General features: G+C 58.2%; 15 protein-coding genes. 7 read left to right on the top strand and 8 right to left on the bottom strand.

The window, feature by feature from the left end:
* The first annotated feature begins 41 nt into the window (after positions 1-41).
* Positions 42-2,738 (top strand): glucosidase, encoded by a 2,697-nt coding sequence (locus SynBMKMC1_RS04080; protein ID WP_186472798.1) that lies wholly within the window; start codon positions 42-44, stop codon positions 2,736-2,738.
* A gap of 88 nt (positions 2,739-2,826) precedes the next feature.
* Positions 2,827-4,425, top strand: coding sequence for a GMC oxidoreductase (locus tag SynBMKMC1_RS04075; protein WP_011932637.1), 1,599 nt, complete (start codon positions 2,827-2,829; stop codon positions 4,423-4,425).
* Here the strand turns inward: SynBMKMC1_RS04075 and SynBMKMC1_RS04070 are convergent, their stop codons facing one another.
* Positions 4,426-4,917 (bottom strand): DoxX family protein, encoded by a 492-nt coding sequence (locus tag SynBMKMC1_RS04070; RefSeq protein WP_041428409.1) that lies wholly within the window; start codon positions 4,915-4,917, stop codon positions 4,426-4,428.
* 61 nt (positions 4,918-4,978) lie between these two features.
* The gene (locus tag SynBMKMC1_RS04065; protein ID WP_255486291.1) at positions 4,979-5,818 is read right to left on the bottom strand and encodes a VOC family protein; all 840 of its coding nucleotides are present in this window, start codon (positions 5,816-5,818) and stop codon (positions 4,979-4,981) included.
* Between the two features lie 133 nt (positions 5,819-5,951).
* Between SynBMKMC1_RS04065 and SynBMKMC1_RS04060 the strand changes: the two genes are divergently transcribed.
* Positions 5,952-6,728 (top strand): SDR family NAD(P)-dependent oxidoreductase, encoded by a 777-nt coding sequence (locus SynBMKMC1_RS04060; RefSeq protein WP_186473316.1) that lies wholly within the window; start codon positions 5,952-5,954, stop codon positions 6,726-6,728.
* Here the strand turns inward: SynBMKMC1_RS04060 and SynBMKMC1_RS04055 are convergent.
* From SynBMKMC1_RS04055 to SynBMKMC1_RS04030, 6 genes are read right to left on the bottom strand one after another with little or no spacing between them, the layout of a single operon-like run.
* Positions 6,703-7,143 (bottom strand): heme-binding protein, encoded by a 441-nt coding sequence (locus tag SynBMKMC1_RS04055; RefSeq protein ID WP_186472797.1) that lies wholly within the window; start codon positions 7,141-7,143, stop codon positions 6,703-6,705. The two genes, SynBMKMC1_RS04060 and SynBMKMC1_RS04055, sit on opposite strands and share 26 nt — an antisense overlap.
* Positions 7,144-7,147: 4 nt before the next feature.
* Positions 7,148-7,408 carry a Nif11-like leader peptide family natural product precursor gene (locus tag SynBMKMC1_RS04050; protein WP_011932632.1) on the bottom strand — a complete coding sequence of 87 codons (261 nt, stop codon included), beginning with the start codon at positions 7,406-7,408 and terminating at the stop codon, positions 7,148-7,150.
* Positions 7,409-7,426: 18 nt separating this feature from the next.
* On the bottom strand, positions 7,427-8,374 hold the full coding sequence (locus tag SynBMKMC1_RS04045) for an SMP-30/gluconolactonase/LRE family protein (protein ID WP_041428406.1): 948 nt from the start codon (positions 8,372-8,374) through the stop codon (positions 7,427-7,429).
* Between the two features lie 17 nt (positions 8,375-8,391).
* On the bottom strand, positions 8,392-8,853 hold the full coding sequence (locus SynBMKMC1_RS04040) for a cupin domain-containing protein (RefSeq protein ID WP_186472796.1): 462 nt from the start codon (positions 8,851-8,853) through the stop codon (positions 8,392-8,394).
* A 31-nt stretch (positions 8,854-8,884) separates the two neighbouring features.
* Positions 8,885-9,976, bottom strand: a complete 1,092-nt coding sequence (gene pyrC / locus SynBMKMC1_RS04035) for a dihydroorotase (RefSeq protein ID WP_186472795.1) — start codon at positions 9,974-9,976, stop codon at positions 8,885-8,887.
* A 3-nt stretch (positions 9,977-9,979) separates the two neighbouring features.
* A complete protein-coding gene (locus tag SynBMKMC1_RS04030; protein WP_186473315.1) occupies positions 9,980-11,656 on the bottom strand; it encodes a SulP family inorganic anion transporter in 1,677 nt (558 codons plus the stop codon).
* A 102-nt stretch (positions 11,657-11,758) separates the two neighbouring features.
* Between SynBMKMC1_RS04030 and SynBMKMC1_RS04025 the strand changes: the two genes are divergently transcribed.
* From SynBMKMC1_RS04025 to SynBMKMC1_RS04010, 4 genes are all read left to right on the top strand, one after another.
* The gene (locus SynBMKMC1_RS04025; protein ID WP_186472794.1) at positions 11,759-12,877 is read left to right on the top strand and encodes a calcium/sodium antiporter; all 1,119 of its coding nucleotides are present in this window, start codon (positions 11,759-11,761) and stop codon (positions 12,875-12,877) included.
* Positions 12,878-12,991: 114 nt separating this feature from the next.
* Positions 12,992-13,492, top strand: a complete 501-nt coding sequence (locus SynBMKMC1_RS04020; RefSeq protein WP_011932626.1) for a DUF2231 domain-containing protein — start codon at positions 12,992-12,994, stop codon at positions 13,490-13,492.
* Between the two features lie 11 nt (positions 13,493-13,503).
* Entirely contained in the window at positions 13,504-14,124 is a 621-nt protein-coding gene (locus tag SynBMKMC1_RS04015) for a DUF2231 domain-containing protein (RefSeq protein WP_186473314.1), read from the top strand.
* A complete protein-coding gene (locus tag SynBMKMC1_RS04010) occupies positions 14,121-15,056 on the top strand; it encodes a cytochrome c oxidase subunit II (protein ID WP_186472793.1) in 936 nt (311 codons plus the stop codon). The genes SynBMKMC1_RS04015 and SynBMKMC1_RS04010 overlap by 4 nt, the downstream gene beginning before the upstream one ends.
* The last annotated feature ends 2 nt before the right edge of the window (positions 15,057-15,058 follow it).

The following is a 15,058-nucleotide window of genomic DNA, read 5'->3' as shown; positions in this document are numbered from 1 at the left end:
AATCCCCCTCTACGTTCTGGGGCAAGGGTTCAGAGCAACGCATGACCACGTCCGTCATCTCCACGGCCCAATTGGGCGAAGAGCCTCTGGAGCTGGTTCGATCCAGGGAAAGGGATGAAGGGTTGAAACCCTGGGACCTCTGGGGGACCTATCTCAGCGATCGCCAATGGGGAACCGTCCGTGAAGATTATTCAGGCGATGGCAATGCCTGGAACTCCTTTCCTTTCGATCACAGTCATCTGCGCACCTATCGCTGGGGAGAAGATGGCCTGCTCGGACTCAGCGATGAAAACGGTCTGCTCTGCTTCGCTCCCGTGCTTTGGAACGGGAAAGACCCTGTGCTCAAGGAACGCCTGTTCGGTTTAGGGAACCCTGAAGGGAACCACGGTGAAGACCTGAAAGACACGATGTACCACCTGGCGGGCACACCCACGTGCAGCTACGCCAAGGCCCTCTATCGCTATCCACAGGAACGCTTTCCCTACGAACGGCTGCGGGATGAGAACCGACGCCGCAGCCGGGATGAGCCTGAATTCGAGTTGGTCGACACCGGAATTTTCTCAGACAATCGCTTCTTCGATCTCGGCGTCGAATACGCGAAGGTCTCTCCGGAGGATCTGCTGATCCGCCTCACGGTGACCAACCAGGGATCAGAAGCCGCGGATCTTCATCTGCTTCCCAGTCTCTGGTTCCGCAACACCTGGGACTGGGGTGATGAAGACAGTGCGCGGCCACGACTTCGTGTTGCAGGCGATGCCGTAGTGAGTGACGCATTGAAAGGGTTGGCGTCTTACAACCTCAGCTGCAGCGAGCAGGGCAGCTGGCTGTTCACGGAGAATGAAACCAACACCGAGCGCCTTTACAACCAACCGCTTCGCCAGCCTTATGTGAAGGATGCCTTTCACCGGTATCTGATTGAAGGGGAGGCAGGTGCTGTCAACCCAAGCGGCGAGGGCAGCAAAGCGGCGCTTCATCTCCAGCGCCGTCTCGACCCCGGCGAGGTCTGGCAGGTCGATCTGCGCCTCTGCCGTCATGACCATCACGGAGCGAAGGCTCCAGATCCAATGGAGTCCAATCAAGTGGACGCCGTCATTCGCCAGCGCCGACAGGACTGGGAGGATCACCTGCAGTGGGTCGCACCGGGCCTGGGGACGGAAGACCGGGCGATTCACGCCGCCGCCGCGGCCGGGTTGTTCTGGTGTCGCAAGTTTTACAACTGGTATGTCGCCCGATGGTTGCGCGGCGACAGCAATGCTCCGCGTCCACCTGAGCAGCGTTGGCACACAGAGAACGCCTACTGGAAGACCCTGCGTGCACGCAACATCATTTCGATGCCCGACTGCTGGGAATATCCCTATTTCTGCCAGTGGGATCTGATGGTTCACGCCGTAGCATTCGCAGAACTCGACCCCGGCGAAGCGAAACGTCAGGCCCGCATGCTGCGACAGGCGAGCCTGACAGCCAACAACGGGCAATCCCCCGCCTATGAATGGGCCTTGTCCGATGCCAATCCACCGATCGGAGCCTGGGCAAGCCTGCGCATTTTCCAGATCTCCCAGCGCAGCCATGGGCAAAAGGACTATCCCTTCCTTCGCGCCAGCCTGCGGGAACTTCTGCTCGAATACGGCTGGTGGGCCAACCGCACGGATCGCAACGGCGACAGCCTGTTCGAAGGCGGCTTCCTCGGGCTCGACAACATCGCCATCTTCGATCGCCGCTATCCCCTGAGAGACGGCAGTCGGATCGAGCAATCCGATGGCACAGCCTGGATGGGAATGCTCAGTCTCAACATGCTGGAGGCCTGCGTTCTGCTTGCGAGTGATCGCGAGGAATACAAAGGCTTATGCGAGCGCTTTGTCAGCGACTTCAGCCGGCTCACCTATGCCCTCAACAGTCCCTCAGGGCGTGGATTCGTGAATTGGGATGAAGCGGATGGTTTTTATTACGACGTGCTGAAACGGCCGGACGGGAGCTCCGATTACCTGCGCACCCGCTCTCTGAGCGGGCTGATTCCACTGCTGGCAATCGCCACCTTTGATGCCCAGACAGTGGATTCAATTCCAGCCCTGGATGTTCGCAGCTACCTCAATGAACTGGGGAAAGAGCGCGGGGTCCCCTTTGATGCGATCACGCACCTCGGCACATGGCACCGGGACCGGGTGTTGTTTTCGATCGTGCCTCCCGATCGCTTGCGTCGGATTCTCACCAGAGTGTTCGATGAGCAGGAATTCCTGTCTCCCTACGGCATTCGCAGCCTCTCGAAGATCTACGAAAAAAATCCTTACTCCTACCAGCAGGGAGACGACTACGCCACGATCAGCTACAGCCCGGCGGACAGCCCCGTCGCCATGTTCGGAGGAAACTCCAACTGGCGCGGTCCCATCTGGATGCCGATCAACTACCTGCTGATCGAAGCACTTCAGAAATTCGGTCATTTCTTCGGCGACGATTTCAAAATGGAATTCCCGACGGGATCCGGCAGGGAACTCAACCTCTGGCAAATTTCCCTTGAGTTGGAACAACGCCTCATCGGTATCTTCCGCCGTGATGACGACGGACGACGCGCCTTCAATGGCCCTGTTGAACAGTTTCAACAGAATCCGCTGTGGCGTGATCTCTTCCTCTTCAACGAATATTTCCATGGCTGCAGCGGCGCCGGGGTCGGAGCCAGTCATCAGACAGGGTGGAGCGCCATCGTCGCCAAGATGATCACCCAGCTGAATCGTTGGCAGACCTAATCCCCTTCAATCGGTTTGGCTCAACACGCATCGCCTGACGTCGGCCAACGCCCTACCTAGCGTTCAGACAGTGCTTTCAGTGCCACCGATGGATTTTGCCACTTGCTCCGCGCAGCGTCAGACGCCGATGGAGCCTCAAGGCGATCACTTCAACGTGGTGATCATCGGCAGCGGTGCTGGTGGCGGCTCTCTGGCACGGGCCCTGGCCGATGCAGGCCATTCGATTCTGATCCTGGAGCGAGGTGGCTGGCTGCCCCGAGAACCTCAAAACTGGGACCCAGTTGAAGTCTTTCAGAAGGATCGCTACGTCTCAACCGATCCCTGGCTCGACAAGAACGGAAAGGAATTTCAACCCGGGAGTCATTACTTCGTTGGTGGTGCTTCCAAGATGTATGGAGCAGCCCACTTTCGCCTTCGCGAAAGAGATTTTGAATCGGTGATTCACGTCGACGGTGAGTCACCGGAATGGCCCCTTAAATACGACGTGTTCGAGCCTTACTACCGCAAAGCCGAAGAGTGGTATCACGTGCACGGCGAACGAGGGGAGGATCCCACCGAGCCACCGGCGTCCTCGCCTTACCCCTACGCACCGATCAGCCACGAACCGCGGATGCAGAAACTGGTGACTGATCTGCGCTCCGCCGGTCTTCATCCGTTCCATGCACCAACCGGCGTGGCCATGAACGAACTGGATCCAGCGTTCAGCGCCTGTGTGCGCTGCAATCGCTGCGACGGTTTCCCCTGTCTCGTGCACGCCAAAGGCGATGCCGAGGTGATGGGTGTGCGTCCAGCCCTGGATCACGACAACGTATTTTTGCTGACCGAAGCGGAAGTCTGCAAGCTCAAGACTGACGCCAGCGGTCGCGAGATCACCGAGGTTGTTGTGAATCACCGTGGTGAAGAGCGCCGCTTCCGGGGAGACATTGTGGTGATTTCAGCGGGAGCAGCGAACTCTGCCCGACTGTTGCTGATGTCGGCCAATGATGCCCATCCCAAAGGACTGGCGAACAGCTCCGATCAGGTGGGACGGAATTACATGTTCCATAACTGCAAGGCCGTTGTGGCCCTTGCCCATGAGCCCAACACCACAATCTTCCAGAAAACCGTCGCAGTGAACGACTGGTATTTCGGCGACAACGCCTTCGATTATCCGATGGGCAATGTGCAGATGACCGGCAAGACCAACGGAGCGATGATCAAGGGCTACAAGCCGCGTTTAACGGCACTCGCTCCCACTTGGAGCATGGATCGCATCGCTGAGCATTCGCTTGATTTCTGGTTGCAAACCGAAGACCTGCCCTGCCCCGACAACCGGGTCACCGTGGATGCCCATGGCCAGATCAAGCTGAGCTACACCATGACCAACAACCGGGCATCCCAGGAGCTGATCAACAGACTGGAAGGCCTTCTCGACAAGCTTTATCTGCAGAATCACCTGGCTGAACGTCAGGTGTACTTCGCCTCTTCGATGGATATTGCAGCTGTCGGTCACCAGATGGGGACCTGCCGCTTCGGCACCGATCCCGCCACATCCGTGCTGGACCTCAACTGCCGCACCCACGATGTGGACAACCTCTATGTCGTGGATACAAGCTTCTTCCCCAGCAGCTCGGCCGTGAACCCATCACTCACCGCGATTGCCAATGCCATCCGCGTTGGGGATCACCTCAAGGAGAGGCTGGGCTGATCAGCCCAGCCAAGCCTGAACTTTGGGCGCAACCACAGCCAGATCAAGGCTGAAAGGACCACCTCCAGCGGTGATCAGCACACCGCACATCACCACGTACATGGCGGCCTTTTCCCAACTCGGAGGGTCGCCCACTCCCATGGGGCCCACATAATCTCCCTCCGGAATCTGAAAAGGATCAGGAGCGATGAAGGGAAATCCATTCTTGATCTCCAACACAACGGCGTAAAGCATCGACACAGCGATCGCCAATGCGGCAAGCGGCGTGAGGACGCCGAGGATCAGAGCAATCCCTCCGGCCCACATCGAAAACGCCGAGAGAAAGCAGAGCCATGCCGGAGTGTTCATCGCAGCAGCCCAGGTCGCGAGGTTGCTTAACTTCGGCCATCCGTGGCGAATGAACACCAGCCCCGTGAACACACGCAGCAAGAGCAAGCCCCCTGCAGCGGGCCCAGTCGGCGCAGCGGGGAGAATCAGAGAGATGAGATCCAACGGACAGGACGCGTTTAACGAACGCTAGAAACCGAGCCCAACCGGAACGTTAAGGATTGTCTTAAGACTCGATCCAGAGTCGATGACCATCAGGGTCACGCAGCAATCGGCCGTGCCCGGCATCCGGATCGCGCAAAAGGATTTGCGCATACAACGCATCCTGAGGTTGCAGAGCCGCCGCTGTTGGCTGGCAGGGCTCGGGGTGCAAATAACGAAGGAACTCCACCCCACAGGGACTGGAGCCACTGACACCATGAATCGCAACCCGGGGATCCTTCAGGCCATCCAAGCGCTGTTGTTCAAGCCCCTGATTGAGCGTGGCGTAACGCAATTGAAGCCCGAGTTCACAACCGTAGAAGTCAAGGCTGCGGTCGCTGTCAGCGATGGCGATCGCCGTGTGATCAAGCCCTTGAAAGAGCGGAGGATTCGACTGATGCCAACGGGGATGGCCCAGTTCGGAAGGAAACCACAGCAGTTCCATGGCATGGCCGGCCGCGTTCCTGAACTTCCATGCCGCCACTCCGTTGGGGAGCCACTGGGGGGACTCGGAAATGGGTGACACCATCGGCATCAAACAGGCAGCCGCACGGTTCATGTCACTCACCACGATGGCCACGTGCTGAAACCACAGGGTGTTGGCAGGGCCCGGTTGGAAAGACGTTGCGGCAGCACAGTCCTCAAAGGTGATGGTGTCGAGACGTTCGGAGCCGAGGCGATGGTGATGCACTGTCGCCCGTCCTTCCTTGAGGCCGAAACGACGCTGGAGCGCTGCGCCATCGAGCATCGTGCTGCCATGGTCAGTGACGCCAAGGGCGCTGAACAGTGGATCAAGCGCCTGCGGGTCTGGCAGAGAAAACGCCACGCCTTCCACTGCAGGGGAGAGTTGAAGGGAGTCAGACATGGCCAGACCAAGGGCTTTAAAGGCGTCTTAGCGCGTTCCAGGCGACGCAACACAACACAGCAAGCCAGACGAAAACCCGCTATTCAATGAAGGTTGCTCACCCATCCCCATGACCAACCAGGTCCCTAAGGCCATGACATCCCTTTGTCTTCGCGACAAAGTGATCGTTGTCACCGGAGGTAATTCCGGAATCGGCAAGTCGATCGTTGAAGCGGTTGGCGGCCTGGGCGCGAAGGTGGTGATCGACTACAGATCCCATCCCGAACGCACCGAAGAGCTGATCGAAGAAATCGGCGAACTGGGCGGCCAAGCCATTGGTGTGCAGGCCGACGTGGCCAAGCTGGATGATCTTCAACGGCTCATCGACACTGCGGTGAAGACGTTCGGAAAGATCGACGTGATGGTGAACAACGCAGGCATCGAAACCCGCACCTCGATCCTCGACACCACTCCCGAGGACTACGACAGAGTGATGAATGTGAATCTCCGTGGGGTGTTCTTCGCCACGCAGTTCGCAGCCAAACAGATGATCGCCCAAGGCAGCGGCGGCAGGATCATCAACATCTCATCGGTCCATGAAGATTGGCCGATGCCTGACAACACGCCCTACTGCGTGGCCAAAGGCGGTGTGCGCATGCTCACCCGCACCGCCGGGGTGGAACTGGCCAGCAAAGGAGTCTCGATTGTGAATGTGGGTCCTGGCGCCGTGGCGACGCCAATCAACGACTCCACAATCAACAATCCTGAGCTTTTGGCCAAGCTCAATGCAGCGATTCCCATGGGGCGCATGGCTCAGCCTGAAGAAATCGCTTCCGTGGTGGCCTTTCTCGCCAGCAATGGAGCCAGCTACATGACCGCCACCAGCGTGTTTGCTGACGGCGGCATCATGATGAGCAGTCCTGGACTCTGAGCGCAAAACAGTCCGCGCCGGCTCGGGCGATCGCAAGGTCCTGATCAGGAGTCATCCCAGACACGCCGATCGCCCCCACCACCACGCCCTGGGAGCGCAGCACAAGACCACCAGCCATCAGCGCACAAGGCTGGTGGAGAACCCCCTGCAGCGAGAGCAACGCCAGACGCCCCGAGGCGATGGCCTGCTCGGCAGCGGCGCTGTCCTTTCCTGTCAAAGCGGCCGTTCGCGCTTTGGCCATGGCCGCTTCAACGCTCGCTGCTGAAGCGCCATCGATCCGACTGAAACGGATCAGCAGTCCAGCCCCGTCCACCACTGCAATCGACACCTGCGACCCAGAGCGTTCAGCCGTCTGGAGCGCGGAGGAGACAATCGCTTCGGAATCGGCGAGGTCCAGGCAGGGAATCATCTGCATCAGCTCAGGTCCATTGAATGGCCATCTTCCAGAGATGCCCTTCCAATTCCACACCTGCAGCCAGGGCTTCCAGGGCATCCGGAGAGAGCTTCAGCGTGGCTGAGGCTTGGTGCAAAAGAATGTCCACACCTTTGAATTGAAAGCCCATCCCAGCCCCCATGGCAGCGATGTCATTAAGGCATTCGGCGGAGTGGAACTGTTTCAGCAGGTCGGGATCACCTTTCACCTTGCTGAGAAACGCTTCAAGTTGAGGATGAGGGGTCATGGGAGTTGAGACATTGGGTCAAGGAAGGGCTGGATGCTGAAGCCCTCTGGTGTTGACGTGGATGGAATACACGGTGTCCCAACTGCACAGAAACAGTCGGTTGCCATGAACACCGCCAAAACAAAGATTGCTGACGAGGCGCGGCGTGGCAATGCGCCCCAACAGGGTTCCATCGGGAGCGATGCAGTGCACACCATTGCCTGCGCTGCTCCAAACATTGCCGACCTCATCCACACGAATGCCATCGGCATTGCCGTTGTTCACCCGGTGGAAATCCCGCCGTCCCTCGAGCAGCCGGCCACCCTGCACCACATCAAACACATGAATCAGTCGATCGGCAACGGGATCATCCGGAGCACCGGTATCAACGACGTACAACAGGGACTCATCAGGCGAAAAGGCCAGACCATTGGGACCCGACACTTCATCTGGTGTGGTCATGGCTTGCAATGAACCATCCGCTGGGTCAAAGCGGTAAATCACCGGAGCCTGCAACGACGAGCGCCGACCGCCCTCGTAATCATTCACCAGCCCATAGAGCGGATCACTAAACCAGACGGTGCCGTCCCGTTTCACCACCACATCATTGGGTGTGTTGAGAGACTTTCCCTGATGGGAGTCCACCAACGACGTCACTCTGCCGTTGTGCTCGGTCCGCAACACGGCACGATCGCGGTGGCTGCATGTCAGCAAACGTCCTTGGCGATCCCGCGTCTGACCATTCGGGAATCCTGCATTGTGGCGGTACACGCTCAAGCCGTGCACCTCATCCCAAGACAGGATGCGGTCGTTGGGGATATCAGAAACCAAAAGGCGCTGCTGATCACCAAGCCAAACAGGACCTTCCAGCCATCGGCAACCATCAAACAGTCGTTCCAACTGGGCATTGAACAAGACCAGAGAACTGAAGCGAGGATCAAGCTCCTCAAGCCTTGTTTCAACGAAATCGCTTTGGTAAACGTTCATCGCTGCGGTCGCTTGTTTCAGCTGAATGAGCCTGGGGGAAGATTGCGCCAGGCATCGTCATTGCGCTGGATCACCAACTGCACACACGGTTCATCGCCAACCTGTTCGGACAGGTGGCCCAAACGACCATCGGATGTCATCACGCAACCCTGATCTCCCCCATAGGAGTATTCACCAGCTTTCATAACAACCCGCTGACCATCCATGCTCGTGACAGCCCAGGCTCCGCGCAGAATGTAGATCCATTTGGGCTCAGGGTTTTCATGCCAATCGGCTGTCCAACCCACGGGCAGATACGTCACGAACGCATTGCCATCCTTGATCAGATCGCGGGAGAACTGTGGTGAGTTTCGCGGCCCGAGACGGCCGAGCTTGAACTCACTGATCGTGCAGAGCTGATGGCGACTGATGCCCTCGGCATCCGTCCACAGATGCCAATACTGCTCTGCGGCGGGAGTCTGGATCTGGGGATCGCCCATGGAATGAAATGTTCGCCTGCACGAACCCTATTCAGTTCGTCTCCGCTTGCCCATCGATATGCACCGACCAGTTCAACGTTTCACCGGCATGGAACAGCACTGGCCATTCACCGGCTTCGAGCCCTGAGTCTTCAAGGGTCTTGGGAACGGTCTGTTGGCGTTTCACAAGGTTGAGGGATTCGTTGTTCAGGGGAAGACCGTAGAAACGGGGCCCATGCTCACTGGCAAATCCCTGAAGATGCTCAAGAGCCCCCTCCTGCTCGAAGACAGCGGCATAGCTTTCAAGTGCATGCACCGCATTGAAGATGCCGGCACACCCACAGGACGATTCCTTGCCTGATCGCGGATGGGGTGCTGAATCGGTTCCCAGAAAGAAGCAGGACAGGCCACTGGTGGCCGCCTTCACCAAGGCGCGTCGATGGCATTCCCTCTTCACAACCGGCAGGCAATAGAAGTCGCTGCGCAAACCACCGAAGAACATCGCGTTGCGATTGAGATGCAGGTGATGCGGCGTGATCGTGGCTGCTAGACGCGAATCACCAGCCAGACTTTCAGTGCGAATGAAATCGACAGCCTGCTCCGTGGTGATGTGTTCAAGCACGATGCGCAGGGATGGATAACGCTGGCGCAGGGGAATCAAGTGCGATTCGATGAATGCAGCTTCCCGATCAAACACATCCACATCAGCATCAGTGACCTCTCCATGGATGAGCAGAGGCATGTCGATAGCCTCCATTCGCTCCAGCACCTTGCTGATCCTGGACAGATCGCTCACACCAGCGGCTGAATTGGTGGTGGCATTGGCTGGATAGAGCTTGGCTGCAGTGAACACGCCCTCACTGAAACCTCGCTCAAGCTCAGCTGGATCAATGTGATCGGTGAGATAGGCCGTCATCAGCGGCTCAAATCTCACGTCTGCTGGCACGGCCTCCACGATTCGCTGCCGGTAGGCGCGCGCCTGATCCACTGTGGTGACCGGTGGTTTCAGGTTGGGCATCACGACTGCCCTTGCAAACACCCTGGCGGTTGCCGGGGCGACGGCCTTGAGCATGGCTCCATCCCGCAGGTGCACGTGCCAGTCGTCAGGACGGCGAATCACCAGCTGGCTGGAACTGTCCTGCAATGGTCAAACCTCCTGAAGCACGGGAAGCTCTCCGACGGCACGCCGGAGAATCTCTTCGCGATCCTCGCTTACATGGTGATCGGGGAGAAGGTCGAGAAGCTTCAACTTCTCCAGACGGTTCCGCGTGGATCCGGAGAGCACAACAAGGTAAACAGCACGGCCCACTTCAATGGCTTCCTTGATGGCATTCTCCAGCGCCAACGAAGCGGTCACGCCCAGGTGGGAGACTTCGCTCAGATCGAACAAAACAGCCTCACAGTCGTCAATGGCGTTGTGTTCGCGGCTGATCGTTTTGGCCACACCGAAGATCATCGGACCGGTGAGCTGAAAGAGCAGCAGGCGCCCGGAGGCCTGGTCGAGCAAGACCTGCTCCTGCTCTGGAAGTTCAACGTCATCATCGGTCGTGGTGATGGTTTTGACCCCTTTGGACTGGAGCGCCGTCATGCGCTCAATCGTGAGCACATTCGCCACGAAAACCCCGATGAACACGGCCCAGATCAAATCCACCAGAACGGTGAGCGCAATCACGCCATAGGTGATGCATGCCGCCTTGATCGACAGGTGATGGGCGCGCTTGAGAAAACTCCAATCGATGATGTCGAAACCAACCTTGAGGGCGATGCCGGCAAGAACGGCCAGGGGGATGCGGGACGCCAACGGAGCCGCCAACAGAATCACCAGCATCAGGATCAGCGCGCGCACGATGCCGGAAAGGGCCGATCGCCCGCCCGCCTGAATGTTCACCACGGTCCCCATCGTTGCCCCAGCACCGGGGAGACCACCAAACAGTCCCGACATCACATTGCCGAGACCCTGACCAATCAATTCTTTATTGGAGTCGTGCTCTGTGCGGGTAAGGCTGTCAGCCACAACAGATGTGAGCAGCGCATCAATACAGCCGAGCATCCCCAGAACCGCACCATTCACGACCATCAAGCGGATCTGATCGAGAGAAAACGTGGGGGCTTGAAAGGTGGGGAATTCAGCGGTGAACGCACCGATTCGGCGGAGCCCCACATCGCCGAACACCGTTAGGGACAGCACCGTTCCGATCACCAACGCCAGCAACTGGGGAGGGCAAAACCGCTTCAGCTGTTCAGGCGTGAACCAGAGGATCAGCAGTGTGATCACGGCCAGGCCGAGCTCATGCAGCTGAATTCCTGCAGCAAGCTCAGGAAGATTGCTCAGGGTTCCAATCACGCCCCCGCTTGGACTGTCCTGTCCAAGAAAAGGGGCAAGCTGAAGAATCACCAGGATCACCCCGATTCCGGACATGAACCCGGAAATCACGGTGTAAGGCATCATCGTGATGTAACGCCCCAGACGGAAAAATCCGAACAGGATCTGGAACACACCAGCCAGCACCACCACGGTGAAGGCCATCGCCAGAGCGGTGCCGCGATCAGGAATCTGGCTTGTGAAGCTCAGGATCACAGCGGTGAACACCACCGTCATCGGGCCTGTGGGCTCAGAAATCAGTGTGGGCGTTCCTCCGAACAGCGAGGCCATCAGGCCGATGATCACGGCACCCCACAAACCAGCGGCGGCGCCTGCACCGGAGGCCACTCCGAAAGCCAGTGCCATCGGGAGAGCCACCACAGCAGCCGTCACCCCCCCAAAGACGTCCCCCCGGATGTTGCGGGTGCTGATGTGATTCAGAAACACGCCGTAGCAGGCCATTAATGGGGTGATGCTAAGTCCCGCCACGGGAATCGGACCCTGGGTTGAAGGACGAGCACGTGACGGTCGAAAGCGCACAATGAGGTCTGGCTTCTGGTAGCGATGCCTCCCTTTCTGCTCTCCTGTCTGGAAGTTCTGGTGGGAATCGCCCTGCTTTTTGGTGGCGGCGAATTGTTTGTTCAGGGCGCGGTGACCCTGTCGCTGATCTTCGGCATTCCCCAGCTGGTGATTGGCCTCACGGTTGTGTCATTGGGCACCAGTGCTCCGGAATTGTTCGTGAGCTTGAGCTCCGTCACCCAGGGATTTGATGCGCTCGCGGTGAGCAACGTCGTGGGAAGCAACATTTTCAACGTGATGGTGGTGCTGGGCAGCAGCGCCCTGGTAATGCCTCTACGGGTGGAAAGCCGTCTGGTGCGCAGGGATGTCCCCCTTTTGATCGCAGTCTCAGCTGCGGTTTGGGGAATGGCCTCGGCAGGTCGGGTGACCTGGCAGGCGGGGCTTGCTCTGCTTCTGGCCCTCGCGATCAATTCCGTGTGGGAAATCCGCACGGCTCGGGAAGAACCCGAAGGTGTGGAAGAAGCTGAACCGGAGGTGAATCCTGATCAAAGCAAACGCGGCGTTGTCCGTGCCATCGGTCTGCTGGTGGTCGGAATCGTCCTCCTGGGCGTTGGATCGCGCGTGCTGGTGCATGGAGCCAGCGCAGCCGCCACGTTTTTGGGTGTGAGTCAGGCCGTGATCGGTCTGACGATCGTGTCAGCAGGGACCTCCATGCCGGAACTGATCACCTCTTTGGTGGCCGCCGTGAAGGGCAGAACGGATCTGGCGATCGGCAATGTGGTGGGAAGCAATCTGCTCAATCAGCTGCTGGTGCTGGGGGCCAGCGCCGTGGCAGCCGCTGGTGGGGCCGGTCTGCAAGTGAGCCCAATGCTGATTGCGCGCGATCTGCCGGTGATGGTGTTAGCCGCCCTGGCCTGCCTGCCGATTTTTTGGACCCGCGGCCAGATCACCCGTCTCGAAGGCGGGATCCTGGTGACGCTGTACGTCTTCTATGTGGTGGACCAGGTGCTGCCACGCACCTTGCCCACCTGGCAGGACGAGTTCAGGATCGTGATGCTCTGCCTGGTTCTGCCTGCTGTGATTGTCATGATCAGCGTTCAGGCAGGGGTGTACTGGCGACAACTCAAACGCAAACAAAAACAAAACAACTTGCCCGTGAGGTGATCGGCAACACCTCGCCCAAGTCGGCATCCCCACACGGAATGGTGCATTCGTTCACGAAAGGATGACCGCTGTGGGAAAGCTGATCATCCTTAAAGAGCGTCGCTCCGCTTGCCGATGCTCGAATTGCTTCCACCACTCAACGATAAGAACCTTCCCTGGTTGGATGTCATTCATCCAATTGTTGTTCACTTCGTGATCGCCATGGCGTTGATCACTGTTGTGTTCGACGTTTTGGGTGTCGTGACACGTCGCCGCAACCTCTTCGAGGTGAGTTTCTGGAATCTTGTTGTGGCCACCGTGGCCATTTTTGTCGCCATCATCTTCGGCCAAATTGAAGCAGGCCTGGCGATGCCCTACGGGGCTTCCAGAGACATTCTCAACTACCACAGCACAATCGGCTGGTCGCTGGCTGGTGTGCTCGGCCTGCTCACGGGTTGGCGCTATGTGGTGCGGCAGAAGGATCCCACAGCACTGCCCTCGGGATTCCTCGTGATTGATGGAGTGCTGGCCACCCTGGTGTTCTGCCAGGTGTATCTCGGCGACAAGCTCGTTTGGGTTTACGGGCTTCACACCGTGCCTGTTGTCGAAGCAATTCGCAGTGGAGCCGTCTCATGAGCCTCCCCACCATGCAGACGTTGATCGCCATCCCCTCACCGATCAACGACATTGTTGAGCAACTCGGCGCCAACGATCTTCCCTACGCCATTCCGATTCACCCCAATCTTGTGCACTTCACGATTGGGCTGTTTGCCATTGGCATCGCCTTTGATTTTGCAGGGGCCTTCTATCCACTAGAGAAAAGGGTTTTCCGTTTTCTCGCCCTTCCTGTTACCCGCACAGGCTTTCACGATGTGGGCTGGTACAACGTTTTGGCCTGCAGTGTGATCACCTTTTTCACGGTGGCTGCAGGCTTCTACGAGATGCTCCTGGCGGTTCCTCTTCCAGGAATTCGCAGTGTGATCGGTCAGAACGCCATCGACACCATGCTCTGGCATGCGCTTGGCGGCGTCGCCTTGCTGCTGATCATCGTGGCCATGACGATCTGGCGTGGTTACCAGCGTTTTGTGTGGAGAAAAGATCTCGGCCGCCAGGTGACCTGGCTCTACCTCGCGAGCGGAGCTTTCATTCTGGTTGTGATGGGCGTGCACGGAAGTCTCGGAGCCTGGCTTGCCAGCGAATTTGGTGTGCACATCACAGCCGACCAACTGATCGCCGCAGGCGCTGATCTCAAGGAGGTGCTCCCATGACCACATCAACGGATCGGAAAGGCCCGAACATCAAGGCCATCCTGATCATTTCCATCGGGGTCGCTCTCAACACGGCGCTGGCAGCTCAGATGGCCCAGTGGTCCTACAGCTGGTTCCCACCCCAGGCCTCCAGCGCCGCGCCCTATGTGGATGATCTTTTCGCCTTGGAAACGGCCATTGGCTCCTTTCTCTGGTTCGGACTCACCGCCGTGATTGCCTGGACGCTCCTGTTCAATCGGGCGCCCAAGTACGACGAAAGTTACGGCGAGCCGATTGAAGGTAACAACCGACTCGAGATCACCTGGACAATCATTCCAACCGTGATCGTGTTCGCGATTGCGATCTATTCCATGCAGGTGAATGACAAGCTCGATGCCCTTGGCCCTAAGCACAAGTACGCCATCGGCACTGACCCTGTGGCCGTTGCCGAGGTGGATCCACGCGCAACGGTGGGGCCAATCGATGTGATTTCAAGGCAATGGAGCTGGGAGTTCATCTACCCCGATGGAACGAGGAGTTCCGAACTTCACCTGCCCGTTGATCAACGCGTTAATTTTCGATTGATCAGCGAAGATGTGAATCACAGTTTTTACGTTCCAGCATTTCGACTGAAGCAAGACATCATTCCAGGCAGTGTGATTTCCTACAGCCTCACACCCACAAAACAGGGACGATTCCGACTCAGGGACGCCATGTTTAGTGGCGCTTACTTCTCTCAGAACCAAACAGACGTGATCGTTGAGTCAGAAGACTCCTACAGCCAATGGCTGACAGCAACAGCGAAACAACCACTGCAACCTGGTCTGAGCCCTGGCAATGCGCTCTACGCCAAACGACTGGCCAACGGGAACAAAGGATGGGCGACCGTCCCTCCGGCACCACCACCGATGGTGAATGACCCCGGTGACGCTTCGATCCCCCACGACGCCTGATA

The organism is Synechococcus sp. BMK-MC-1, assembly GCF_014279955.1.
Lineage (GTDB): Bacteria > Cyanobacteriota > Cyanobacteriia > PCC-6307 > Cyanobiaceae > Synechococcus_C.
The sequence above is the reverse complement of the archived record's forward strand: the minus strand, read 5'-3'. Positions and strand labels throughout refer to the sequence as shown.